Below are 24372 nucleotides of genomic sequence, written 5' to 3'. Positions count from 1 at the left end.
GGCCCGTCCCACAGGATGCCGTGGATGAAGGTGGGATCTCTGAAAACGCGGCTGCCGCGCCTGCGGCAGCGGCTGCAACCGCTATGGCCGTGGCTGCGCTGGGGCACCGCGGCATTGCTGGCGCTGTTGCTGGTGCTGGATGTCGTCTTTCCGCCACCGTTGCCGAAGCAGCGCGATACCAGCACGCTGGTGGTTGCCGCTGACGGCAGCCCGTTGCGTGCGTTCGCCGACGCCGAGGGCGTGTGGCGCTATCCGGCGTCGGTCGACAGCGTCTCGCCGCTGTACCTGCAGGCGCTGCTGACCTACGAGGATCGCTGGTTCTGGCAGCACCCGGGCATCAATCCGCTGGCGATCCTGCGTGCCAGCGGTCAGTTGCTGCGCGGTGGCCGCATCGTCTCCGGTGGCTCGACCCTGACCATGCAGGTCGCGCGCATTCTGGATCCGCATACACGCACCCCCTGGGGCAAGCTGAAGCAGATGCTGCGTGCGGTGCAGCTGGAAGTGCACCTGTCCAAGCGCGAGATCCTCGCGTTGTATCTGGAGCGCGCGCCCTACGGTGGCACTATCGAGGGCGTGGAAGCGGCCAGCTGGGCCTATCTGGGCAAACCGGCCGCGCAACTCTCGCATGCCGAGGCCGCGCTGCTGGCGGTGCTGCCACAGGCGCCCAGTCGCTTGCGCCCGGACCGTCATCCCGAAGCCGCGCAGAAGGCACGCGACAAGGTGCTGGCGCGCATGGCCGAGCTCGGTGCGTGGACGCCGGACGAAGTGGAAGATGCGCGCATCGAGAACGTGGTTGCACGCTCGCTGCGTCCGCCGCTGCATGCCGCACTGCTGGCGCAGCGCCTGCACTCCGCGCATCCCGGGCAGGCGCGGATCCAGAGCAGCATCGACATCGGCCTGCAGCGCACCCTGGAAGAGCGCGTGGCCAGCTATTTCTCCACGCTGCCCGAGCGCACCTCGGCGGCGCTGCTGGTGGTCGACAACCAGACCCTGCAGGCGCGTGCCTACGTCGGCACGCTGTCTTTCGGTGATCGGCAACGGCTGGGCCACGTGGACATGGTGCAGGCCTGGCGCTCTCCGGGCTCCACGCTGAAGCCGTTCCTGTACGCGATGGCACTCGATGATGGCCTGATCCATTCCGAGAGCCTGCTGGTGGATGCACCGCAGAGTTTCGGCAATTACCGGCCAGGCAACTTCGACATGGCCTTCAACGGACCGATCAGTGCCGCCAGTGCCTTGCGTCTGTCGTTGAACGTGCCGTCGGTGGACCTGCTGCAGCGGGTGGGTGCTGCACGCTTTGCCGCGCGCCTGTCGCACGCCGGTATCCAGCTGCGTTTCCCGCCGGGCAGTTCGCCGAATCTGTCGCTGATTCTTGGCGGCACCGGCGCGCGCCTGGAAGACCTGGTCGGTGCGTTTGCCGCACTCAATCGCAACGGCATTGCCGGCCGCGTGCGCTACACCGATGACGAACCGATGATCGAACGGCGGCTGGCGTCGCCCGGTGCCAGCTGGATCGTGCGCGAGATGCTGGAATCGAACCCGCGCCCGGGCTATGGCGTTGGTACGTTCGATGTTGGCGGGAGGCCGCGCGTGGCCTGGAAGACCGGCACCAGCTACGGCTACCGCGATGCGTGGGCGATCGGCAGTACCCGCCACTACACCGTGGGTGTGTGGGTGGGGCGGCCCGATGGCACGCCGCTACCGGGTCAGTACGGTGCGGTCACCGCGTTGCCGCTGATGTTCGAAGTGGTCGACAGCCTGCCGCGCCAGCGCGGCGATGCGGCGGCCGCGCCGATGCCAGCCAGCGTGACCGAGGCGGACATCTGCTGGCCGACCGGTGAACTGGCCGAGGCGTTGCCCACCGAGCTCTGCCAGCGACGCCTGTCGGCCTACCTGCTGGACGGTGCGGCGCCGCCCACGTTCCCGGAGCGCGACGCGCGGCGTTGGCAGCCCGGTCGGCAGCGTTATCTGGCCGACGCGCGCACCGGCCTGCGGGTATCGGCTGACTGCAGCGCACCGCATGAAGAAGTCGCGCGCGAGATCGCGCGGTGGCCGGCGTTGCTGTCACCCTGGCTGCCCAAGGCCACGCGCGATGCCTCACAGCTTCCTGCGTTGTCGCCGGACTGCCGCGACGATGGTCGCGAGGCCAGCGTGGCCCTGCATATCGATGGCCTCAACGAGGGCGCGACGCTGGCGCGTGCGCCGAATGCCGAGCATGGTGTACGCCTGCAGCTGCGCGCATTGGGCAGCGAGCAGGCCGTGGATTGGCTGCTGGATGGCCGCTGGATCGCGCAGACGCGCGGTGCACAGCTGATGCAGCGCGAGTTCGCCGATCCGGGCGCACATACGTTGACCGCGCTGGCCGCAGACGGGGCCTGGACGCAGGTACGGTTCAACGTCCTCAGGTAGGTGCCGACCTTGGCCGGGAGCCGGCGCTACCGATGCACCATGACCCGGTAGGTGCCAACCTTGGTTGGCACGCGCAGAAGCTGCCCACCAAGGTGGGCGACTACCAGGGCGTTCGCCGGGCATGGCCCGGCACCCCTGATGCACCATGACCCGGTAGCTGCCAACCTTGGTTGGCACGTGCAGGCCATTGCCCACCAAGGTGGGCAACTGCCGGGGTATTCGCCGGCTATGGCCCAGCGCTGCTATTCCCCGATCCACCCCTCCAGCAGGTCGGCGAACTCGTCGGCGTGCTCTTCCTCCTGCGCCAGGATCTCCTCCAGGATGCGCTTGGTGGTGGTATCACTGTCGCCGATGAAGTTGATCATCTCGCGGTAGCTGTCGATGGCGATGCGCTCGGCCACCAGGTTCTCGCGGACCATGTCGCGCAGGTCGCTGCCTTCCTTGTATTCGGCGTGCGAGCGTGCGGTCAGCGTGTCCGGATTGAGGTCCGGCTCGCCGCCGAGCTGGACGATGCGCTCAGCCAACTTCCCGGCATGTGCCTGCTCCTGCTGCGCGTGTTCCAGGAACTCGGCCTTCACCGCATCGGCCAGCATGCCCTTGGCCATGAAATAGTGCCGGTAGTAGCGCAGCACGCACACATACTCGGTGGCCAGCGCGTCGTTCAGCAGTTTGATCACCACCTTGCGGTCGGCGCTGTAGCTGTCGGTGATCGCACCATCCTTGATGTTCTTCCGCGCCCGCTCGCGCAGGGTCTGGCGATCGCTGATGCCATCGATCCTGGCGGACGGAGCGGTCTTGCTGGCTTTGGCTGGCTTGTTGGACATGGCTCGCCGTTTTCCTTTGCAGTCAGGGTTTCAGGTAGGAAGGTGCTCCAGCACATGCTCGGCCGAAGACACCTCGAACTGTCCGGGTTCCTCGACCCAGGCTGCGCGTACCGTGCCGTCCACCACGTACAGGGCAAAGCGGCGCGAACGGATGCCCATGCCCGAGGCACTGGCATCGAGCTCCAGGCCAAGTGCGCGGGTCAGTTCGGCGTTGCCGTCGGACAACATCAGCAGACCGTCGGGCACGTGCTGGTCGGTGGCCCAGGCCTTCATCACGAACGGATCGTTGACCGCCATGCAGTACACGTCGATGCCGCGCTTGCGGAAGGCATCGAACGTTTCCACGTAACCCGGCAGGTGACGGGCCGAGCAGGTGGGGGTGAATGCGCCGGGCACGGCGAACAGCACCACCTTGCGCCCGTCGAACAGGGCGTGGGTATCGAGGGTCTCGATGCCTTCGCGGATGCGCTTGAGGGTGACTTCCGGAATGCGGTCGCCGACATGGATGGTCATGTGAACTCCTTGCTGGGTGAGGGTAGGGGCCAGGAGGGGACGGACGCGTCAAGACATTGGAAAACCCATGTATACACCCCATCTCCGTCGTCCGCGGCGGGCGGTCAGCCACAGCGTGGGACGAAACGATGGCAGGCGCATTGCGCTGGATCAGTCGGCCTCACCATTGCCGCACGACCGGCGGCGTAGCATCGCCGGCGCGTAGAATGAACCCGGGGCGGCGCCACCGGCGCCGCCGAAGCGAATCGAGGTAGCTGGATGGAATTCAAGGATTATTACGCCACCCTGGGGGTGGAACCGAGCGCGGGCGAAGCGGAAATCAAGACCGCTTATCGCCGGCTGGCACGCAAGTACCACCCGGACGTCAGCAAGGAGGCCGGGGCCGAAGACAAGTTCAAGGCCATCAACGAGGCCTACGAGGCGCTGCGCGATCCCGAGAAGCGCGCGGCCTATGACCAGCTGCGCGCGCAGGGCTATCGCCCGGGCGAGGAATTCAACGTTCCGCCGAACTACGGCGGCGGCGGTTTCAATTTCGAGGAAGTGTTCGGTGGTGGTGGCGGTGGCCCCAACGGTGGCTTCAGCGACTTCTTCGAGAGCCTGTTCGCGCGCCAGCGCGGCAGCCAGGGCGCGGGCCCCGGTCCGGGCTTCAGCAGCCACGGCCATGCACCCAACCGTGATACCCGGGCCAAGCTGTCGGTACCGCTGGAGGCGGCCTACAACGGCGATAGCCTGCGCATCACCGTCAACGGCAAGCAGCTGGACGTGCGCGTGCCCAAGGGCATCCGTCCCGGGCAGGTGATCCGCCTGGCCGGGCAGGGCAACCACGGCGGCAACCTGCTGCTGGAAGTGGAGTACGCCGCGCATCCGCAGTTCGAGGTCGACGGCCGCAACATCCTGTACACGCTGCCGGTCACCCCGTGGCAGGCGGCGCTGGGCACCAGCATCAGCGTGCCGACCCTGGGCGGAGCGGTGGAACTGAAGATTCCGGCCGACTCCGATGCCGGTCGCAAGCTGCGCCTGCGTGGGCGTGGCCTGCCGGGCAGCCCGGACGGCGATCAGATCGTCGAGCTGGAGATTGTCGCCCCGGCGGCGACCGACGAGGCGCAGAAGAAGGCCTATCGGAATCTGGCCAAGGCGTTTGGCGAAACGATCTGAGATCTGCTTCGGTGGGTGCGGACCTTGGTCCGCACGAATCGCGGCGGCAAATCGGTCCGAGGGTAGTGCAGGCCGCTGGCCGGCAAAGGCGTGCCAACCAAGGTTGGCACCTACCAGAGCGGTGGGTCAGCCCTGGCCGGCGAACACCCGCTCCAGCACTTCGGACAGTTCGTCTTCCGAGAACGGTTTGGTGATGTAGGCCTTGGCACCCTGGCGCATGCCCCACATGCGGTCGGTGTCCTGGTCCTTGGTGGTCACCAGGATCACCGGAATGTGCCGGGTCGCTTCATCGCGGGCGAGGGTGCGGGTGGCCTGGAAGCCATTGAGGTTGGGCATCACCACGTCCATCAGCACCAGGTCGGGCAGCTCGGCCTTGGCGGTCTCCACCCCGGCCGCGCCATCGGTGGCGGTCAGGATCTGGTGCCCGAGCTTCTCGACGATGCGCTGTATCCCCAACAGCTGCGACGGTGAGTCGTCGACGATCAGAATGCGTGCCATGTTGTTCCCCATGTGATGCCGGAAGTGTAGTGCCGGCATCCCGTTGGCGGGAGGGCGACAGCTGCCGTCCGTCGCCTGCCTGCGACGTTCAGTCGATCCGCACCACCGTGCGGCCAAGCGAGCCGCCCGCCAGCATGCGATCGAACACCGCAGGCAGGCCGTCCAGGCCGACTTCGGCGGTGCAGATGCGGTCCAGGTGCTGCGGTTTCCACGCGTCGCCCAGGCGTGCCCACACTTCTTCGCGCAGCGCGCGCGGGGCATTGGCCGACGACACACCAAGCAGCGATACACCGCGCAGGATGAAGGGCATCACGGTCATGTCCAGCGTCGGGCTGGCGGCCAGGCCTGCACTGACCACGCTGCCATAGGGCACGGTCTGTGCCAGCAGACTGGCCAGCATCGGCCCGCCGGCGTTGTCCAGGCCACCGCCGAAGCGTGCCGATTGCAGCGGCCCGGTGTCGGCAAGGGCATCACGTGGCAGCACCTCGGCAGCACCGATGCCGCGAAGGAAGTCGGTCTGCTCCGGTTTGCCGCTGATCGCGTGCACGGCATAGCCGGCGCGGCTGAAGATGTCCACGGCCAGGGCACCGACCCCACCGCTGGCGCCGGTGACCGCCAGTGGCCCCAACTCGGGCGTCTGCCGGTTGTCCTGCAGGCGCAGCAGGGCCAGCGCGGCGGTGAAGCCGGCGGTGCCCAGCACCATTGCCTCGCGTGGGCTCAGGCCTGCCGGTTGGGCGATGACCGCGCTCGATTCCAGTCGCACGTACTGGCTGTAGCCGCCATCGCGGGTTTCGCTGAGGCCACAGCCGGTGGCCAGGACCGCATCGCCCTCGCGCCAGGCCGGATCGGTGGAGGCGACCACCGTGCCGGCCACGTCGATACCGCCGACCAGCGGGAAGCGCCGCAGGATCCGGCCCTTGCCGGTGCCGGCCAGGGCATCCTTGTAGTTGACCGAGGACCAGTGCGCGCGGATCAGCACCTGGCCGGGGTTGAGGTCGTCCAGGCTCAGCGGGACCAGGCCGCTACGGTAGCCGGCGTCGTCTTTTTCGATGCGGAAGGCGGTGAACGGGGCGGTGGGGGCCATCGGCGTTGCCTGACTTCGAGGAAAACGCCACCTTACCCGTTCGGGGGCCTTTCAATCCTGCCGGCCAGCCCCATCTTGTATGATCGGTAGTGGTTCATGGCTGGCGTTGCGGGAAGGGCCCGCGTCGCAGCCCACATCTTGATGGAGCGTGCATGGCCTGGAATACACCCGGCGGCAACAAGGGCGGACAAGGCCCCGAGGACAATCGACGCGGGCCGTTCGGGTCGCGCGGCGGTGGCAATGGTGGCGGCTGGGGCGGATTGCCCGGACCGCTGAAGGATCTGTTCGACGGCGGCATCCTGCGTTGGGTGGCGGCAGCAGTGGTACTGCTGGTGCTGTTCTCCAGCTTCCAGCTGATCGGCGAACAGCAGCGTGGCGTCGTGCTGCGCTTCGGCCAGTTCTCGCGCATCCTGACCCCAGGCCCGAACTTCAAGTTGCCCTGGCCGATCGAATCGGTCACCAAGGTCAACGCCACCGAGATCAAGACCTTCTCGATCCAGGTGCCGGTGCTGACCCGCGACGAGAACATCGTCAACGTCTCGTTGAACGTCCAGTACCGCATCGATGACCCGCAGCAGTATCTGTTCGGCACCGTCGATGCCAACCAGGTGCTGGAACAGTCGGCGCAGAGCGCGGTGCGCGAGGAAGTCGGACGCGCCGACCTCAACGCCGTGCTGAACAACCGTGGCCCGCTGGCCGTGGCCGCTGAAGAACGCCTGCAGACATTGCTGACTGCCTTCAAGACCGGTCTGACCGTGACCGGCCTGACCCTGCAGGACGCCCGTCCGCCGGAGGAGGTCAAGCCGGCCTTCGACGAGGTCAACGGTGCCCAGCAGGTCAAGGAGCGCCTGATCAACGAAGCCCAGGCCTATGCGGCCAAGGTCGTGCCTGAAGCGCGTGGCCAGTCCTCGCGTGCCCGTACCACCGCCGAAGGCTACAAGCAGGCCGTGGTGTCCAAGGCCGAGGGTGATGGCCAGCGCTTCAGCCTGCTGCAGGCTCAGTACAAGGACGCACCGGAAGTCACCCGCAAGCGCCTGTGGCTGGAAACGGTGCAGCAGGTGTTGAGCGAGAACCGCAAGGTCATTGGCGGCGATGGCCGTCAGCTGATCTACGTGCCGATGACCGGCGATACCCGTGCCAGCACCTCGGCACAGGCGCCGGTACCGAACCCGGACGTGGTGATGCCGTCGCTGCCGGGTACCACGGCAGTGGAAGCTTCCCGTGATCCGGGCCGGCCGGTGGGCCGCCCGACCGGGCGTTCGAGCGGCCGTGAGGAGGGCAGCCGATGAGAAATTCAATGTGGATCGCCGTTGTCGTAGCGGTGCTGCTGGGCCTGCTGGGTTCGGTGTACGTGGTCCGCGAGGACCAGACCGCCATGGTCCTGAACCTGGGCAAGGTGGTGCGTTCGGATATCAAGCCGGGCCTGCACTTCAAGCTGCCCGTGGTGGAAACGGTGCGGGTGTTCGACCGCCGCTTCCAGGTGCTGGACACCGCGCCGGCACGCTACTTCACCGCCGAGCAGAAGGACGTCAGCGTCGACTTCTTCGCCATCGGTTACATCTCCAACGTGGGTGATTACTTCCGTGCCACCGGTGGCGATCCGCGTATCGCCAACGCCCGCCTGGCACCGATCATCACCGACTCGCTGCGCAACCAGATCAACTCGCGCACCCTGCAGCAGCTGGTCTCCGGCGACCGCAGCGAGCTGATCGCCGAGCAGCTGAAGGGGATCAACGAAGCCGTTGCCGGCCTGGGCATGCAGATGATCGACCTGCGCATCAAGCAGGTGGATCTGCCGACCGACAGCCAGGTGATCAATGACGTGTACGAGCGCATGCGCGCCCAGCGCAAGCAGGAAGCCGCCAAGCTGCGCGCCGAAGGCGAAGAGCAGTCGCTGACCATCCGCGCCCAGGCCGACCGTGACAGCACCGTGCTGATCGCAGAAGCCGAACGCGATGCCCAGCGCCTGCGTGGTGAAGGCGACGCCGAGGCCGCGCGCATCTATGGCAAGGCCGGTTCGGCCGACCCGTCGTTCTACGCGTTCTACCGCAGCCTCGAGGCCTACCGCGGCTCGATGACCGACGGCAATGGCGTGATCGTGCTGGACAAGAACGACCCGTTCCTGCAGTACCTCAAGAACGATCGCTGAGACCGCACGGCAGTACCTCACGGGGCCCGGCCATACGCCGGGCCCCGTGCTTTTCCGGAGTTCCCCCATGAAAGATCTGTTCGCCGCCGTCTGCCTGGTCGCGGTGCTGGAAGGCCTGTTGCTGTTCGCGGCCCCCGTGGCCTGGAAGCGCATGGCCGAACGCCTGCTGGACCTGCCCAGCCCGGCCCTGCGCAGCTTCGGTGGCCTGGTCCTGCTGGCCGGGTTGAGCCTGCTGTGGTGGGTGCGGCACTGAGGGCCCGGCACGGCCGCCTGCGTTCACATACGTGGCCCGGCTCTGGTAGATGCCAACCTTGGTTGGCATTGCCGGCCAGCGGCCGGCACGACCGGGGCAGGGCGGCTGACCGGTCGGTGAAGCCGTCCGTCGGAAAGGTGGCACCAGACCCCGGAAACCCGGATAATGCACAAAAGCCGGACGGGCCTCCCCGTTCGGCTTTTTCCGTGTCTGGGCCTTCCATCGCCGGCCGCTCCCCGTTTGGAGCCGCCACCCAAGCGCTGGCCAGCCCCGCTGCGGTTTACCCGTCCGCGGCCCCGATGGCCGCAACAAATAGAGGAACCCGTCATGGGTCAGTCTGTCGTAGTGCTTGGTGCCCAGTGGGGCGATGAAGGCAAGGGCAAGATCGTCGATCTGCTCACTGAGGAAATCGGCGCGGTCGTGCGCTTCCAGGGCGGCCACAATGCCGGCCACACCCTGGTCATCAACGGCAAGAAGACCGTCCTGCACCTGATCCCGTCGGGCATCCTGCGTGACGATGCGCTGTGCCTGATCGGCAACGGCGTGGTGATTTCGCCGGCTGCGCTGCAGAAGGAAATCGCCGAGCTGGAAACCTCCGGCGTGGAAGTGCGTTCGCGCCTGAAGATCTCCCCGGCCGCGCCGCTGATCATGCCGTACCACATCGCCCTGGACCAGGCGCGCGAACGCGCGGCCGGCGGCAAGGCGATCGGCACCACCGGCCGTGGCATCGGCCCGGCCTATGAAGACAAGGTGGCGCGTCGCGGCATCCGCATCGCCGACCTGCATTACCCCAAGCAGCTGGAAGAACTCCTGCGCACCGCGCTGGATTATCACAACTTCGTGCTGACCAACTACCTGAAGACCGACGCGGTCGATTTCCAGAAGACTTTCGACGAGGCGCTGGCCTTCGGCGAATACGTGCAGCCGATGAAGTCGGACGTTGCCGGCATCCTGCATGACCTGCGCAAGCAGGGTAAGCGCGTGCTGTTCGAAGGTGCGCAGGGCGCGCTGCTGGACATCGACCACGGTACCTACCCGTACGTCACCAGCTCCAACACCACCGTCGGCGGTGCGCTGGCCGGTGCCGGCGTCGGCGCTGACGCGATCGACTACGTGCTGGGCATCGCCAAGGCCTACGCGACCCGCGTTGGCGGTGGCCCGTTCCCGACCGAGCTGGACGATGAAATCGGCCAGGGCATCCGCGACCGCGGTGCCGAGTACGGTGCCTCGACCGGCCGCCCGCGTCGTTGCGGCTGGATGGACATCGTCGCCCTCAAGCGCGCCGTGGCCATCAACGGCATCAGCGGCCTGTGCATCACCAAGCTGGACGTGCTGGACGGCATGGAAAAGCTGAAGGTCTGCATCGCCTACGAATACAACGGCAAGCGTACCGAGTACGCGCCGCTGGACGCGCAGGGCTGGGAAGAGTGCACCCCGGTGTACCTGGAGTTCCCGGGCTGGACCGAGAACACCCACGGCATCACCAACTGGGAAGACCTGCCGCCGGCCGCACGTGCCTACCTGCGCTCGTTGGAAGAGCTGGCCGGCTGCCCGATCAGCATCGTCTCCACCGGCCCGGACCGCGACCACACCATGGTCCTGCAGGATCCGTTCGCCTGAGCGACCGCCCGCTGACGTGAAGGAAAGGCCCCGCGAAAGCGGGGCTTTTTCGTTAGTGTGTACGCAGTGCCAGCAGGGAAGCGGACCGATGACCGGCGATGTCAGCGTGAAAGGGACCAGGGTGCTGCGGATCACCCTGTGGGTGTTCTGGGGCCTGTGGGCCGCCGCCTGTGTGGTGTTGGCGGTGGGCGCTGTGGCCAACCACCTGGCGTCACGCACGCAGACCCTGCCGCTGGTGCTGAGCCCCGGTGCGAGCGCGGAGATCGCGGTCTACCGCTTCATTGATGATCGCCTGCGGATGCGGCTGCGCTACCCGCCCAACGCTGCCGACCCGGCCCTCGATCCCGACGTGCTGATGCGCATCGAAACGCCCAACGAGCGCGCGGACTTCCGCGCGAGCGTGCGATCAGGTCCGCCCGCGACGGATGTCGTGCGTAGGGTGGAAACCGTTGAAACGGCTGTTTTCACCGCCCCATACTTCGGCTACGGCCGCGGTGACGCATTGCCCCGTGGCCGATCCTGGCTGCGGGTAACCGTGCTGGAAGTGGAGCCGGCGCTGGTCGGCAGGCCGGCAACGGTCGAGCTGCAACCGCCGCTGGATCTCCTGAAGCTGACCGACCTGGATTACATCTGGCTGTGGCCATTCTTCTTCTGGAAACTGGTGGCGCTGTTGCTCCTGATTCCAGGCATCGCACTGGTGATCTTCACCATCGCGCTGCGCAGGCAGCGTCCACGCGCTGCCTAGGCGCCCAGAAACAACCGTGCGGGTTGCGACTTAATTCCCTCCGTCCGCTTTGTTCAGCAGCGGATAGGGATTGAGTGACTTGCCCTTCCACCACTGTTTTTCCGGCCCCAGCGCGTGCACTTCGAAATGCAGGTGTGGGGCCTCGGGGTTGGCGTTGCCGGTGCTGCCGACGTAGCCGATCACATCGCCGCGCTTGATGGTCTGCTTCTCGGCCAGGCCGTCGGCGTAGCGCTGCAGGTGTGCGTAGTAGTAGCACCAGCGGCCGCTGGGTTCGAACTGGTAGAGGGTCAGGCCGCCGCGTTTGCTGTCGAACAGTTTCTCGACATGGCCATCGGCCACGGCCAGCACCGGCGTGCCGGCAGCGGCCATGATGTCGATGGCATCGTGCACACGGCCTTCGCTGCGTGCATCGGTGAAGGTGTCCTGCAGTTGCGACGACGCAATGCCCTGTACGGGCAGCAGCAGACCGGAGGGTGTGTCGCTCGTCGCTGTAGGGGCGGGCGCAGCGATTGCCGTCGCTGCCTGCTCTGCGGGCAGGGCAGGTGCGTGGTCCACTGCAACCACTGCAGGAGGGTGGGCAGCCGTACCATCGGACGGCTCGCCATCGCGCTGCAGCCACCACCCGGCGGCCACGCCCATCACCAGCCCCAGCACGATCAGTTGCGCAAGTCGCATCAGCTCACTCCTGCATGATGATCGGCACTGAGGTATCCACTGCCGCGGCCACGCGCAGCGCATCCCAGTTGGTCATGCGCACGCAACCGTGCGACTCGGTCTTGCCGACGTGGCCGGGCACCGGTGTGCCGTGCAGGCCGTAGTGCGGCTTGGACAGGTCGATCCAGACCCGGCCGACGGGGTTGTTCGGGCCGGGCGGAATCGTGGCTTTGCGATCGCCCTTCTTCGCGTCCCAGAACAGCTTCGGGTTGTAGTGGAATGGCGGATCCGGGTACACGCCGAGGATCTTCCACTCACCGATCGGCAGCGGGTCATGCTCGCTGCCCGACGACACCGGCACCTGAGCGATCACCTTGCCCTGTGCGTCCAGCAGCTGCAGGGTGGAGTCGGATTTGTCGACCACCAGCTTGACGGCCTTGGGCAAAGCGGCAGGCGCAATGTTGGGCACCTGGATGCGATTGCCGGCCTTGCTCAGATCCACGCCGGGATTGAGTGCCTTCAGCAGCTCCGGGGCGGCATGGAAACGCTCGCCCAGCGATTCTTCGACACTGCTGAAGCCCAGGGATTTCAGTTTTGCCTGTTCGGCCGGCTTCTTGGGGATGGCGACAAAGGGGCCGGCCACGTCTTCGGCGGTCAGCGTATAGCTGGCGAGCGGACCAACCGACTCGGCCTGCAGGGCTTTCCAGGTGGCGTCGTCCAGTTCACCGCTGACCGTCAGCCCGCGGGCCTCCTGGAAGCCGGACACCGCACGCCGCTGGTTGCTGCCCACTTCACCATCGATCTGACCGGGCGAGAAATTCGCGCGGTCCAGCAGTACCTGGGCGTGCAGGGCGGAGCGTGATGCCACATCGGGCCCGGCCTTTTCAGCAATCGGGGCCGGGAGGCCAGCTGGTGCAACCTGTGCAAAGGCAAGGGACGACAGCAGGGAGAGGGACAGCACGGTGGCTCGGGCTGAAAGCATGGATGACTCCAGAGGAATGCCCTTCCACCATGCCAGTCTCGCACGAGCAGCCCGCGTGAAAAGGCTGACCCGCACCTGAGCCATGCGTCTTTACGCAGCCTTCGCAGCTCTGCGCATGCTGCCGGTTCGCATAGCCAACGCATAGCCCTCACCATAGCGCCTGATCACGTCCAGCGAGGGGAGTGTCATCACGGCCAGCGGCGGATTCCAGGCCGGTGAGCTGCGGATGTCGATCCGCTCCGCTTCGCCTCCAGGGAGCCAGAACTCCAGCGTGATCGATGGCAATACCGGCTCCGTTGCAGCGAGGTGACGGTGCAAAAGCAGTCCATACAACTCGATGTTGTCCAGATCCTTCCGCTCCTTCTCTTTCAGCTGCTTCGCCTTCTCGTCCTCCCCCCGGGCGCTTCGCTGGTGCCAGGCGGGAGCGCTGGGGTAGTACTTGAAATCGACCACGGCGATCTCGGAGCCGCGCTGCAGCAGCAGGTCGGGCCGGCGGCAGATTCCATTGTGGGCGAACATTGATTGTTGTTGCTGATCCCATGTCTCCCGGTGCTCGATGGTCATGGGATGGGGGGGCAGGTGAGCACTGTCACAGGTGACGATTGAAGTGCCGTGTGTTTCGCTGGCCTGTTGCAGGGCCTCATGCAGGCACATGGATTCCCAGACAGGCCAGAAATCCCGTATGCCCCAGATCTGACCCTGCTGCACGATACCTGCGAGCGCGGGGTGAAGGTAGCGCTCCAGCGCCGTGTACAGGGCAAGGAACTCCGAGCTGCGCAGCGTTGCTTGCCGGTAGCATGTTCTCAGCAGCTGCTGGAGTCGCCTCTGCAGCAGCTCCTGCGCCAGTGCATCACCTTCATACAACGAGTCGCCTTGGCGCAGATGACGATGGCGGAAGTCCGTCGCACGCTGCACGCCATCTGTGGCGAAGCGTCCCCACATGATGCCGGGATCGATCTGCAGCAGATTGCGGTAGAAGTCTTCAGCCAGGAAGAAGTACAGGCCGACGATGTCGGCAGTCCCGCGTTCGCATACGCTACGCCGAGTAGGAAGCTTCGGGAAAAAGGGAGCGTCGTCGTCGTTGAACAACGCATGGTGAAGATGGCGGTCTGCATGCTGCAGGTTGCCATCCTGCCGCTGCGCCATCTGTGGCCGCAGCGACAGCAGCCTCAATGGATTTGAACGGTTGAACAGCGAGTCGATACTGTATGCGTCGACGAACGAGGCGGGGCCCGATGCAAGCCCTCGTCCGAGAGTGTCCGCTTCAACGCCATCCTGCTGATGCGCACTCCTTGGGCTTGATTGAACGTTCTTGAAGGCCGAAAACGCCAGGTAGAGCAGGCGGAATGCGTCGCGGGGCGCGGTATCGGTCGCCACGCCATGCGGTACCCGAAGTTCGGTCCGGCCATTTTCCACGAAGAGGCCCACAGCTTCGGATTGGGCCGCTACGACGCTGACGTCATGCAGCTGCATGAAGCTCTGCCGGACCGGAAAGGCCGCGGATGAACGCCTCGCGACACGCTGCAAACTGTCCGAAGGTCCTCAGCGAGTGCGCCGGAACTCCCAGCCAGTCGGCGAGCGGAGACTTGTCCCTTTCGAAAACGTTGTCCCACAGGTAGAGAAACAGTTTTCCTTCGATGTCGCTGGCGGCAATGTGGTGGACGATGGGATGGGCTTCTTCCAGCTTGGCAAGCTTCTCGACAAAATCCTCGATGAGCATTTCGCCTTTTCCCTGCGTGAACTTTTTCTTCGATTTGTAGTACAGGGACGTGCCGTTGAAACCAATGGTCGTCAGCTTGCGTTTGGCGGAATCGTCAAAGCCCGAAAGCGTGTCCAGGGCCTTGCGGGTTTCGTCGTTGCATGCGTCGCGGAGTTTGCAGAATTCCCGATCGAATGTGTCACTGTTGTCAGCGCCCTGCATGAGCTCTGCGACTCCTGGGGCAAGCCTGCGCAGTACGGCAATCGATGCCGCATGACTCTGCTCCAGAGTCGCAGGCGGTGTCGTTGCACCGACCACACGCGCTTTGATGAACCAGGGGCCGATCATTTTGTCGTCGAGATTCGGCGAGGCGCATTTCTCGATGATCATCGCATTGAGCGCATCGATCAGCTTCTGCCAGGTTACCGACGGGTGGCCTTCGATCGTTGCATTGGCCTGCACGGCAGGTACCGCGCTGAACTCGGCTGGACTGAACTCGAAGTTCCAGCGGCGCTTGAATGCCGAGTCCATGAAGAAGATCGACTCGTCGCCGGTGTTCATGGTTCCGATCAGGTAGAGATTGGCAGGAAGCCTCAGCATGCGCGCTTCGGTGATGCGTTCGATCAGCTCGCTGGAGTCTTTGCCATCACGATCTGCAAGCTTGCCTATTTCATCGGTCAGCGCCTGCACCGTCAGTTTCGAGGCGCAGACGGAATAGCTGGATTGTCCGTTGTCGTCACGGTCCAGCAGCTGGAAAATGTCGCCGAATATCTCCGCACAGTTGCCACGGTTGATCTCGTCGATGAGCAGGACAACGTTGCGAGGGGGCGAATCCGCCGGGCTATGCTCGGAACGGTGGCAGGCAAGTGCCAATGCGCGGATGAAGGGGCCGGCATGCACCTCGTAGTTGACCTTGTTGCCCTCGGACAATGGCAACAGCCGGGAAACAAAATCTCCGTAGCCGAACTCGGCGTGGAAGGTCACGGGGATGACCTCCTCGGCGTCGATGCCGAGTATCGGAGTCTTCTCGTATCGGGCCTTGTAACTCTTGCTGGTTCCCGGTGGACCGAAAATGATCAGCTGGTGGGGAAAGTCCTGGTTCATCAGACGTATCCATTCATCTCCAAGGATGGATTCGATTCTAAGGGCGCCCGGTGTGTGAGGGCACCCTTGGCAGCAGGGTGGATAACTTTAGGGTGAGTTACGCCGGGAATAGCCGCCATCAACTCTCTGAACCGTACCCGGACGGATGCTGCGGCTGCCATCAAGCCACATCACGCAGCTGCCGATAACGCCACATCCCCCCGTTTTGGATTCACCCCATGAACTACTTGAGGAACGTCAGGGTTGCCTGGCGTCTTGGGCTTGGCTTTGGCCTGTTGTTGCTGCTGGTTGCCGCCGTGGTGGCCACCGGCGCTACCGCCACCACCGTGCAGAAGCGCGCGATGGAGCAGGTGGTCGAGGTTGGCGTAGCCAAGGTACGGCTGCTGTCGGAGATGCTCGATGCCAACAACCAGATGATGGTCGTGCGCCGCGAGATGCTGATCCGCCAGGGCGAAGAGCGCGCCAACGACGAGCAGCGCATTGCCGATCTGGTCAAGCGCTACGAGGCCAGCTGGACTGCCTACCAGGCCCTGCCCGGCGATGCCGAGGGCAAGGTGATCGGCGAGACCATCGCCGCCAAGCGTGCGCTCGCCCGTCCGCTCAACAAGCAGACCAGCGAGCTGATGGAGCAGGGCGATTTCCCCGCTGCCGTGGCGCTGACCCTGGGCCCGGTGCAGGAAGCGGCCAATGGCTGGAACAAGGCCCTGGCCGATGGCGTGGCCTATGAGGAAAAGGAAAGCCGCGAGGCGGCTGCCGAGGCGATCCGCCTGGGCGAGCGCAGTCTGCTGCAGCTGCTTGTGCTGGGCGGCGTGGCCCTGCTGGTCGGCATCGCCGCGTCGGTGTTGATCGGCCGCAGCATGACCGGCCCGCTGGCGCGTGCGGTGCAGTTGGCCGAGCGCCTGTCCAAGGGCGAACTGGACCAGGAATTCCGTCTTGGCGGGCGTGACGAGCTGACCCAGCTTGGCGAGGCCATGGCCAGCGTGCGCCAGAGTGTGCAGGCGGCGATCGGCGCGCAGCTGCAGATGGCCGAACAGCATGAAGCCGGTGCGATCCGTTACCGGATGGATGCCAGTGCGTTCCCCGGCGACTTCGGCCGCATGGTGCAGGCCACCAACCATCTGGTCGAATCGCACGTGCAGGTGCAGCTGCTGATGGCCGAGGTGATGCAGCGCTATGCCATCGGTGATCTCAGCCGCGATCTGCCCGAGTATCCGGGCGAGAAGGGCACGCTGACCCGCACCCTGGCGGCGGTGAAGCAGAGCCTGATGGCGATCAACGCGCAGATCGATGAACTGGCCCGTGCCGCGCGCGCCGGCGATTTCAGCATGCGTGGCGACGCTGCGGCGTTCCAGTACCAGTTCCAGGCGATGGTGAACCACCTCAACGGCATGATGGCCAGTTCGCAGGCCAGCATCGCCGATGTCTCCGACGTGCTGCGCGCGATCTCGCATGGCAACCTCACTGCGCGCATGGAAGGTGAGTACGAAGGTGTTTTCGCGCGCATGCGCGACGATGCCAACACCACCACCGCACAGCTGACCGGTATCGTGCGTGGCATCCAGGTGGCCGCCGACAGCATCAACAACGCAGCGCAGGAACTGGCGGCCGGCAACAATGATCTGTCGCGCCGTACTGAACAACAGGCTGCGAATCTGGAAGAAGCTGCCGCCTCGATGGAAGAACTGACCTCGACCGTGCGCCAGAACGCTGAGCTGGCGCGCCAAGCCGACAGCGAAGCGCATGCGGCCGGCGTTGCCGTGCGCGAGACCGAGCAGGCCATGGCGCAGATGGCCACGGTGATGGGCGAGATCGATCAGTCTTCCGCGCGCATCTCGGAAATCTCCACGGTGATCGATGGCATTGCTTTCCAGACCAACATCCTGGCGTTGAATGCCGCGGTGGAAGCGGCGCGCGCCGGTGAACAGGGTCGCGGCTTCGCGGTGGTCGCCAGCGAAGTGCGTACGTTGGCACAGCGTGCCGGCGTCGCTGCCAAGGAGATCAAGGAATTGATCGAGGACGCCGCCGCCAAGGTGCAGAGCGGCCTGGCGGTGACCGTGCAGTCGGAAGCCGCCATTGCGCGCGTGGCGCAGGCCAGTTCGCGTACCACCCTGCTGATGAGCGACATCGCCGCCGCCAGCAAGGAACAGGCCGCCGGTATCGAGCAGGTCAACCAGGTGGTGGTGCAGATGGACCAGGTGACCCAGCAGAACGCGGCCCTGGTGGAAGAAGCCACCGCTGCCAGCCGCGCGCTGGAAGAGCAGGCGCATGCACTGACCACGTCGGTGTCGGTGTTCCAGCTGGAACAGGGTGTGCGCAGGCCTGCCGTGGCTGCGCGCGCGGCTTAAGCAGTCCGTAGCTGGAAGTTGGATGGCGCCCTGCATGCGATGGCCGCATGCAGGGCGTCGATGTGTCCAACGGATGGGCACAGCTAGCGCCCACGCGCGGCACGTTCGATCAACCAACCGGCCGCGTACAGCAACAGCAGCGTTGGCGGCACCAGCACCGCATACGCGGTCGACCAGTCCAGCTCATCACCCGTCGCGTCTTCATCTGTTGGCCATGCTTCAACGGACGTCGAAGCGCGCCTGCAGTGGCAGGTTCACACCCCGCAGCAGATCCTTGACCACCACCTGCGCAGTCCACGTACCTTTCGGATCGCCGGGCTCGGCGACGAATTTCAGCTGCACGTTGGTCATGTACAACAGGGTGGGTGGACCCGGCAGACGAGCGGTGAAGCAGGGAACATCGCGCTCATCCGCGCTGGTGCTGCCGTCCGGGCGCAGCATGCGCACGTCGCAGTGGACCTTGGCGGCGCCATCCTCGTCCAGTTGCGGGTTGGACAGGAACGTCAGCACGAACAGCTCTCCGCCCAGCCGCACGTCGCTGGCCTCGGTGAAGTTCGGCGTGGTGTCGGCTGGGGTTTCCCACTTGGCCCGCCAATCGGCGTCGGAGGTGACCAGCAGCGATGCCGCAAATCCATCCCTGGACTTCATGGCATCGGTCTGCGGAACCGCCTTGCCGTCGCCATTTATCCAGCCATCGCTGGCAAAGGTGGTGAGTGGCAGCATCAGGGCCATCATGGCCAGTGCGTAGGTCCATCGCATCAACGACTCTCCTTGGTAGCCGCATCCTGCGGCGGAGCCGGCAGTATCGCGCAACCTTGACCGACGCAGCGGAACAAGAGCAGAGCAGGAGCTTCCGCGGCCTGCCGATCCGGGCGATGCTTGCCAGCAAAGGAGGGGCCATGGAAACCGGAAACGAGGAGAAGGAGTGCGGCGATGCGTCGGCTGCGCCGCTGCACGTACTGATGCTGCCAGGCCTGGATGGCACCGGCAGGATGTCGACCTCGTTCCTGTCCGCCCTGCAGGCTCATGGGCTGACAACGCAGGCCATCGCACTGCCTACGCAGGGAGCCCAGGATTACGCCACGCTTGCCGAGGGGCTGTGGCCACGGTTGCCACACGGACCATTCGTATTGCTTGCCGAGTCCTTCTCGGGCCCGTTGGCGGTTGAACTCGCCACGCGGCATCCGCCCGGGCTACGCGGGGTGGTGCTGGCCGCGACCTTCGCACGTCGGCCCGTGCCATTACCGGCAGCCGGCGCGGCACTGCTGTCGCCGGCCTGGCCGATGCCTCCCGTAGCGTTGCTGGCACGCCTGCTGCTGGGGCAATGGTGCACCCGCGAGCACCTGTCGATGCTGCGCGATGCGTTGGCGCAGATCCCGGCCGCCACGCTGCGGCAGCGCGCCGCAGCAACCCTGCGGGTGGACGTACGCGCACTGCTGCCGCGGATCGCGGTGCCGACGCTGTGCCTGCAGGCGCGTCAGGACCGGTTGCTGTGGCCGCCGAGCGTGGCCGAGTTACAGGCCCTGTTGCCGGATGCGCGGCACGTTGCACTGGAAGGGCCGCATCTGCTGCTGCAGGCTTGTGCCGAACCGGCCGCCGCCGTGGTGGCCGGTTGGGTGAGGGTGTTGCCGGCTGCTGACTAACTGCGGGCGCGAGCAGGCGCTGCCTTCTTCGTGCTCCTGCGCGCGCTGCCGCCGCGCTTGCCGCCACCATCCTGCTTGTTCACGGTGGCCCAGGCGATGCGCTCGGCGGTGCCTTCACTGGCACCGCGTTCGCGCTCACTCTCTTCGATATGCTCGGCCTGGCGTTTCTGCTTGTCGGTATAGGCGGATTTGTCACCACGGGGCATGGGAGTTCTCCTGTTGGATGATCAGGCCAGCAGGCGCAGCTTCGGCTCGCGCGCCCACTGGCGGGTGGCGGCAGCGGTGAGGAAGGCTTTGCTGTCTTCGGCCTCGACGGTGCCGGCATCGTTGCCGACACGCGCTGCCTTCAGCAGGGCCTGTGCACCTTCGTCACTGGCGATCGCTTTGAGATGCGCCCAGGCGTCGCTGACGAAGCCTACGGCCGCCGCTTCCTTGGCCAACGCCTTGCCAGCATCGGCACTCAGCACCACGGCCACCGCATCGAACACCACCGACGGGGTACCGGCCAGCTGTCCATCGGCGGCCTGCAGCTTGCCGTCGCTGAGCGTGGCGCCGCCGACTTTCGGTGCGACCAGCTTGACGCTGGCGCCGGCCTTTTCAGCGGCTTTGCGCAGGTTGGCGATCACTCGTGCATCGGAACCTTCATCGAACAGGATGCCGACGCAACGCCCCTGCAGCACTGGCTTGTTGCGGCCGATCACGCGTACTTCGGGTGCGGCGGGCAGATCCTGCGCGGGGGTTGCCGTCGGTGCCGGGTCGGGCAGGGTACGCAGGGCCAGTCCGTCGGCCACGCGCTTGGCCAGCCCCTCGTCGATATTGCGCAGATGGCTGACGGTGCGCACGCGCACCTTCTCGGTTTCCACCTTCGACAGCTCGAACACCAGCGCGGAGGCCAGGTGCGCCTGCTCCGGTTTCTCCAGGCTGCGGAAGAACATCCGTGCCTGGCTGTAGTGGTCGGCAAAGCTCTCCGCACGGGTGCGGCCCTTGCGCCCGTCATCGGCGCTGGCGTGGCTGCGGAATCCGGCGGGCGTTTCGCGCGGGCTGTCCTCCTGCAGCGAACTGGGATCGTAGGCTACGCGTCCCTTCGGCACCTGCATCTGCATGTGGCCATCGCGCTGGTGGTTGGCGAACGGGCACTTCGGTGCGTTGATCGGGATCTGGTTGAAGTTCGGCCCGCCGAGGCGGATCAGCTGGGTATCCAGATAGGAGAACAGACGCCCCTGCAGCAGCGGATCGTTGCTGAAGTCGATGCCGGGCGGCACGTTGGCCGGGCAGAACGCAACCTGCTCGGTCTCGGCGAAGAAGTTGTCCGGCCAGCGGTCCAGCACCATGCGTCCGATCACCTGCAGCGGCACCAGCGACTCGGGGATGATCTTGGTCGGGTCCAGGTGGTCGAACGGGAAGCCGTCGGCCTGTTCCTCGCTGAACAACTGCACCGCCAGCTCCCACTCGGGGAAGTCGCCGCGCTGGATCGCCTCGAACAGGTCGCGTCTGTGGAAATCGTTGTCGGCGGCCTGCAGTTTCAGCGCCTCGTCCCAGATCGTGGACTGCAGACCCAGCTTCGGGCGCCAGTGGAACTTGACGAAAGTGGAGTTCCCTTCGTCATCCAGCAGGCGGAAGCTGTGGATGCCGAAACCTTCGATGGTGCGCAGCGAGCGTGGGATCGTGCGGTCGCTCATCGCCCACATGATCATGTGCATCGACTCGGGCATCAGCGAGACGAAATCCCAGAACGTGTCGTGCGCGCTGGCGGCCTGCGGGAACGCGCGGTCCGGTTCCATCTTCACCGCATGGATCAGGTCGGGGAACTTGATCGCGTCCTGGATGAAGAACACCGGGATGTTGTTGCCGACCAGGTCCCAGTTGCCTTCCTTCGTGTAGAACTTCACCGCGAAGCCGCGCACGTCGCGCGGGGTGTCGACCGAGCCGGCGCCGCCGGCGACGGTGGAGAAACGGGTGAACACCGGCGTCTTCACCCCGACCTCGGTGAGGATCTTCGCCCGCGTCACTTTGCCCAGCGACTTGGTCAGTTCGAAGAAGCCATGGGCGGCCGAGCCGCGCGCGTGGACGATGCGCTCGGGAATGCGCTCGTGGTCGAAGTGGGTGATCTTCTCGCGCAGCAGGAAGTCTTCCAGCAGGGCCGGGCCACGCGGCCCCTGGCGCAGGGAATTCTGGTTGTCGGCGACCGGGATGCCCTGGTTGCTGGTCAGTACCGGATGGGCGCCTCCTGCGAGCTGATGCAGTTCATCGCCCTGGCCGCGGCTGTCACGGTCGGCGGAGGGAGTGGCGGGAGCGCGCTTGCCGGTCGGCTTGCTGGCGGCCATGGAGGATCTCCTGGAGCGGGTAGGGGCAGACCCCAGACACTGGCGCCGTCGGTGTTAATGCACGGTCCCGTGGGAGTGAACGCGCAGACAAATCGGCGGCTCGGGTATGCTTGCCGCATGCGAGTCGAACCCGCCGACATCGAAGCCCTGTTCGACGCCATTCCGGACGTGCTGTTCTTCATGAAGGACCGCCAGGGCCGCTACACCTACGTCAACCAGACCATGCTGCGACGGCTGGGCCTGCGTGCGCGCAAGGACGTGATCGGGCGCACCGCGGCCGAGATCTACCCCACCGGCCTGAGTGCGGACTATGTCGACCAGGACGCACGCGTGCTGTCCGGCGAGGTGATCGAGAACCTGATGGAACTGCACCTGTTCGCCAACCGCGAACCGGGCTGGTGCCTGACCTGCAAGCGCCCGCTGGTGGTCGACGGCCAGGTCGAAGGGCTGATCGGCATCTCCCGCGACCTCGGCCAGAAGGACAGCCTGGGCACCCAGTACGAGCAGCTACGGCTGGCCCTGGCCCATCTCAATACGCACTACGCCGAGAACGTGCGCATGCAGACCCTGCTGGACATCACCGGATTCTCGTTGTCCAAGCTGGAACGCAGCTTCCGCAAGGTGTTCCAGATGACCCCGCAGCAGGTGCTGACCCGGCTGCGGATCCAGATGGCCATGCACCTGCTGCATGGCAACGAGAGCATCGCCTGCATCGGCCAGGCCTGCGGTTTCAGCGACCAGAGCGCGTTCACCCGCAAGTTCAAGGCTGAAACCGGTTTCTCGCCGCGCGCCTACCGCGCCCGTATTGGTGGGAATGTCGGCGGCAGTGTCGGCGAGCCGGTACCGGCCTGAGTTCCCTGCTGCGCTGTGCCTATCCCCGCGGCGGCTGGACACGGTAAGGTGTCGCCCTTGTCGCCGCCGCCAGCCCTGCCGATGCCCGCCACTCCCGATCAGACCGCTTCGCCCTCCCGCCTCGGCCATTCGCTCAAGCCACGCCAGCTGATCATGATGGGGCTGGGCAGCGCCATCGGCGCCGGCCTGTTCCTCGGCTCCGGCGTGGGCGTGCAGGCGGCGGGCCCGGCGGTGCTGGTGTCCTATCTTGTGGCCGGTGCGCTGGTGATCATCGTGATGAACGCGCTGGGCGAAATGGCCGCCGCCAAGCCGACCAGCGGTGCGTTCTCGGTGTATGCGGGCGATGCCATGGGCGCCACCGCGGGCGCCACCGTGGGCTGGCTGTGGTGGGTGCAGCTGGTCATCGTCATCGCCGCCGAGGCGGTGGGCGCGGCCGGGTTGCTGGCCACGGTCTGGCCAGTGGTGCCGGTACCGATGGCAGCACTGGCATTCATGCTGTTCTTCACCGCGATCAACCTGCTCGGGGTGAAGAACTTCGGTGAGTTCGAATTCTGGTTCGCCATCCTCAAGGTGGCGGCGATCCTGGCCTTCATCGCCGTTGGCGTGGCACTGCTGATGGGCTGGTTGCCGCAGGTGGCCTCGCCGGGCCTGAGCAACTTCACCGAGCACGGTGGATTCGCACCGAAGGGTCTGGCCGGTATCGGCGCTGCGCTGCTGGTGGTGGTGTTCGCCTTCGGCGGCACCGAGATCGTGGCCGTCGCGGCGGCGGAAACCGAGGACCCCGAGCGCAGCATCGCCCGTGCCATCCGCACCGTGGCCTGGCGCATCCTGGTGTTCTACATCGGTTCGCTGAGCGTGATCATCGCCGTGGTGCCGTGGACCAGCGAAGCGCTGAAATCGCCGTTCGCCGCAGTTCTCGATGTCGCCAATATTCCGGGTGCGGCCACGGCCATCACCCTGATCGCAGTGATCGCCCTGCTGTCGGCGCTCAATGCCAATCTCTACGGCGCCTCGCGCATGATGTATTCGCTGGCGCAACGCCGCGAAGCACCGGCCGTGCTGGGCTGGACCGACCCGCGCCAGGTGCCGGTGATCGCGGTGCTGGCCAGCGTCCTGTTCGGCTTTGCTGCCACCATCATGGAACTGCTGTTCCCGGACAAGGTGTTGCCGGTGCTGCTGAACATCGTCGGTTCCACCTGCCTGCTGGTTTGGACGTTGTCGCTGGTTTCGCAGCTGGTGCTGCGACGTCGCGCCGACCGCCTGGGCACGCGCCTGCCATTCCGCATGGCCGGCTTCCCGTGGCTGACCGTGTGCGCGCTGGGCATCCTGGCGTTGATCTTCGGCCTGCTGCTGAGTGAGGCGCATACGCGCCTGCAGTTCCTGTCGATGGTGGCGCTGACGGCGACCATCGCGGCCAGCAGCGCCATTGCCCGGCGCATGCGCGAGGCCTGATCCTGTAGAGCCGACCCTATGGTCGGCTGCTGTTTGCGCGGCCGCCAGCCGAGCATGGGCTCGGCTC

Annotated in this window: 21 protein-coding genes and 1 pseudogene; 11 read left to right on the top strand and 11 right to left on the bottom strand. The window is 65.8% G+C overall.

Going from position 1 to position 24372, the window contains the following annotated elements:
- Positions 1-24: 24 nt before the first annotated feature.
- Positions 25-2409, top strand: coding sequence for a penicillin-binding protein 1C (pbpC, locus tag QOL57_RS07515; RefSeq protein WP_089236466.1), 2385 nt, complete (start codon positions 25-27; stop codon positions 2407-2409).
- Positions 2410-2651: 242 nt separating this feature from the next.
- Here pbpC and QOL57_RS07510 read toward each other — a convergent pair whose 3' ends face one another.
- Positions 2652-3233, bottom strand: coding sequence for a ferritin-like domain-containing protein (locus QOL57_RS07510; protein ID WP_089236465.1), 582 nt, complete (start codon positions 3231-3233; stop codon positions 2652-2654).
- A 30-nt stretch (positions 3234-3263) separates the two neighbouring features.
- Positions 3264-3746 carry a peroxiredoxin gene (locus QOL57_RS07505; RefSeq protein ID WP_089236464.1) on the bottom strand — a complete coding sequence of 161 codons (483 nt, stop codon included), beginning with the start codon at positions 3744-3746 and terminating at the stop codon, positions 3264-3266.
- Between the two features lie 258 nt (positions 3747-4004).
- Here QOL57_RS07505 and QOL57_RS07500 point away from each other — a divergent pair, with 258 nt between their 5' ends.
- Positions 4005-4901 (top strand): DnaJ C-terminal domain-containing protein, encoded by an 897-nt coding sequence (locus QOL57_RS07500; RefSeq protein ID WP_089236463.1) that lies wholly within the window; start codon positions 4005-4007, stop codon positions 4899-4901.
- A 126-nt stretch (positions 4902-5027) separates the two neighbouring features.
- Here QOL57_RS07500 and pilH read toward each other — a convergent pair whose 3' ends face one another.
- Together pilH and QOL57_RS07490 are read right to left on the bottom strand one after the other, a co-directional pair.
- Positions 5028-5399 carry a twitching motility response regulator PilH gene (gene pilH, locus QOL57_RS07495; RefSeq protein ID WP_005410644.1) on the bottom strand — a complete coding sequence of 124 codons (372 nt, stop codon included), beginning with the start codon at positions 5397-5399 and terminating at the stop codon, positions 5028-5030.
- Between the two features lie 88 nt (positions 5400-5487).
- Positions 5488-6483 carry a YhdH/YhfP family quinone oxidoreductase gene (locus QOL57_RS07490; RefSeq protein ID WP_089236462.1) on the bottom strand — a complete coding sequence of 332 codons (996 nt, stop codon included), beginning with the start codon at positions 6481-6483 and terminating at the stop codon, positions 5488-5490.
- A gap of 152 nt (positions 6484-6635) precedes the next feature.
- On the opposite strand from QOL57_RS07490, the gene hflK reads away from it, so the two are divergent.
- The 5 genes from hflK to QOL57_RS07465 all read left to right on the top strand — a co-directional run bounded on the left by hflK (position 6636) and on the right by QOL57_RS07465 (position 11250).
- Complete coding sequence (gene hflK, locus QOL57_RS07485; protein WP_089236461.1) at positions 6636-7772, top strand: FtsH protease activity modulator HflK; 1137 nt, start codon at positions 6636-6638, stop codon at positions 7770-7772.
- A complete protein-coding gene (locus QOL57_RS07480) occupies positions 7769-8632 on the top strand; it encodes a protease modulator HflC (RefSeq protein WP_089236460.1) in 864 nt (287 codons plus the stop codon). The genes hflK and QOL57_RS07480 overlap by 4 nt, the downstream gene beginning before the upstream one ends.
- A 67-nt stretch (positions 8633-8699) precedes the next feature.
- Positions 8700-8885 (top strand): DUF2065 family protein, encoded by a 186-nt coding sequence (locus tag QOL57_RS07475; RefSeq protein ID WP_089236459.1) that lies wholly within the window; start codon positions 8700-8702, stop codon positions 8883-8885.
- Between the two features lie 327 nt (positions 8886-9212).
- The gene (locus tag QOL57_RS07470) at positions 9213-10505 is read left to right on the top strand and encodes an adenylosuccinate synthase (RefSeq protein WP_089236458.1); all 1293 of its coding nucleotides are present in this window, start codon (positions 9213-9215) and stop codon (positions 10503-10505) included.
- Between the two features lie 106 nt (positions 10506-10611).
- The gene (locus QOL57_RS07465) at positions 10612-11250 is read left to right on the top strand and encodes a hypothetical protein (RefSeq protein ID WP_089238056.1); all 639 of its coding nucleotides are present in this window, start codon (positions 10612-10614) and stop codon (positions 11248-11250) included.
- Between the two features lie 30 nt (positions 11251-11280).
- On the opposite strand, the gene QOL57_RS07460 is transcribed toward QOL57_RS07465, so the two are convergent.
- The 4 genes from QOL57_RS07460 to QOL57_RS07445 all read right to left on the bottom strand — a co-directional run bounded on the left by QOL57_RS07460 (position 11281) and on the right by QOL57_RS07445 (position 15689).
- A complete protein-coding gene (locus QOL57_RS07460; protein ID WP_089236457.1) occupies positions 11281-11925 on the bottom strand; it encodes a M23 family metallopeptidase in 645 nt (214 codons plus the stop codon).
- A gap of 4 nt (positions 11926-11929) precedes the next feature.
- Entirely contained in the window at positions 11930-12886 is a 957-nt protein-coding gene (locus QOL57_RS07455) for a L,D-transpeptidase family protein (RefSeq protein ID WP_089236456.1), read from the bottom strand.
- A gap of 90 nt (positions 12887-12976) precedes the next feature.
- The gene (locus QOL57_RS07450) at positions 12977-14359 is read right to left on the bottom strand and encodes a hypothetical protein (protein ID WP_089236455.1); all 1383 of its coding nucleotides are present in this window, start codon (positions 14357-14359) and stop codon (positions 12977-12979) included.
- Positions 14346-15689, bottom strand: coding sequence for an AAA family ATPase (locus tag QOL57_RS07445; RefSeq protein WP_089236454.1), 1344 nt, complete (start codon positions 15687-15689; stop codon positions 14346-14348). Before QOL57_RS07445 ends, QOL57_RS07450 begins: the two co-directional genes overlap by 14 nt.
- Before the next feature lie 218 nt (positions 15690-15907).
- On the opposite strand from QOL57_RS07445, the gene QOL57_RS07440 reads away from it, so the two are divergent.
- Positions 15908-18034 carry a methyl-accepting chemotaxis protein gene (locus tag QOL57_RS07440; RefSeq protein ID WP_089236453.1) on the top strand — a complete coding sequence of 709 codons (2127 nt, stop codon included), beginning with the start codon at positions 15908-15910 and terminating at the stop codon, positions 18032-18034.
- A gap of 219 nt (positions 18035-18253) precedes the next feature.
- Here QOL57_RS07440 and QOL57_RS07435 read toward each other — a convergent pair whose 3' ends face one another.
- The gene (locus tag QOL57_RS07435) at positions 18254-18793 is read right to left on the bottom strand and encodes a hypothetical protein (protein ID WP_089236452.1); all 540 of its coding nucleotides are present in this window, start codon (positions 18791-18793) and stop codon (positions 18254-18256) included.
- Between the two features lie 140 nt (positions 18794-18933).
- Between QOL57_RS07435 and QOL57_RS07430 the strand changes: the two genes are divergently transcribed.
- A complete protein-coding gene (locus QOL57_RS07430; protein WP_089236451.1) occupies positions 18934-19677 on the top strand; it encodes an alpha/beta hydrolase in 744 nt (247 codons plus the stop codon).
- 20 nt (positions 19678-19697) lie between these two features.
- Here QOL57_RS07430 and QOL57_RS07425 read toward each other — a convergent pair.
- Together QOL57_RS07425 and QOL57_RS07420 are read right to left on the bottom strand one after the other, a co-directional pair.
- A pseudogene (locus QOL57_RS07425) lies at positions 19698-19883 on the bottom strand (hypothetical protein); the annotation flags it as partial.
- A gap of 21 nt (positions 19884-19904) precedes the next feature.
- The gene (locus QOL57_RS07420) at positions 19905-22001 is read right to left on the bottom strand and encodes a catalase (protein ID WP_089236449.1); all 2097 of its coding nucleotides are present in this window, start codon (positions 21999-22001) and stop codon (positions 19905-19907) included.
- Between the two features lie 117 nt (positions 22002-22118).
- Between QOL57_RS07420 and QOL57_RS07415 the strand changes: the two genes are divergently transcribed.
- Entirely contained in the window at positions 22119-22853 is a 735-nt protein-coding gene (locus QOL57_RS07415; RefSeq protein ID WP_089236448.1) for an AraC family transcriptional regulator, read from the top strand.
- Positions 22854-22934: 81 nt separating this feature from the next.
- Positions 22935-24305 carry an amino acid permease gene (locus QOL57_RS07410; protein ID WP_089238054.1) on the top strand — a complete coding sequence of 457 codons (1371 nt, stop codon included), beginning with the start codon at positions 22935-22937 and terminating at the stop codon, positions 24303-24305.
- Positions 24306-24372 lie beyond the last annotated feature (67 nt).

This window comes from Stenotrophomonas sp. yr243 (assembly GCF_900184195.1).
Classification (GTDB): domain Bacteria; phylum Pseudomonadota; class Gammaproteobacteria; order Xanthomonadales; family Xanthomonadaceae; genus Stenotrophomonas; species Stenotrophomonas lactitubi.
This window is presented reverse-complemented; position numbering and strand designations above follow the sequence as displayed.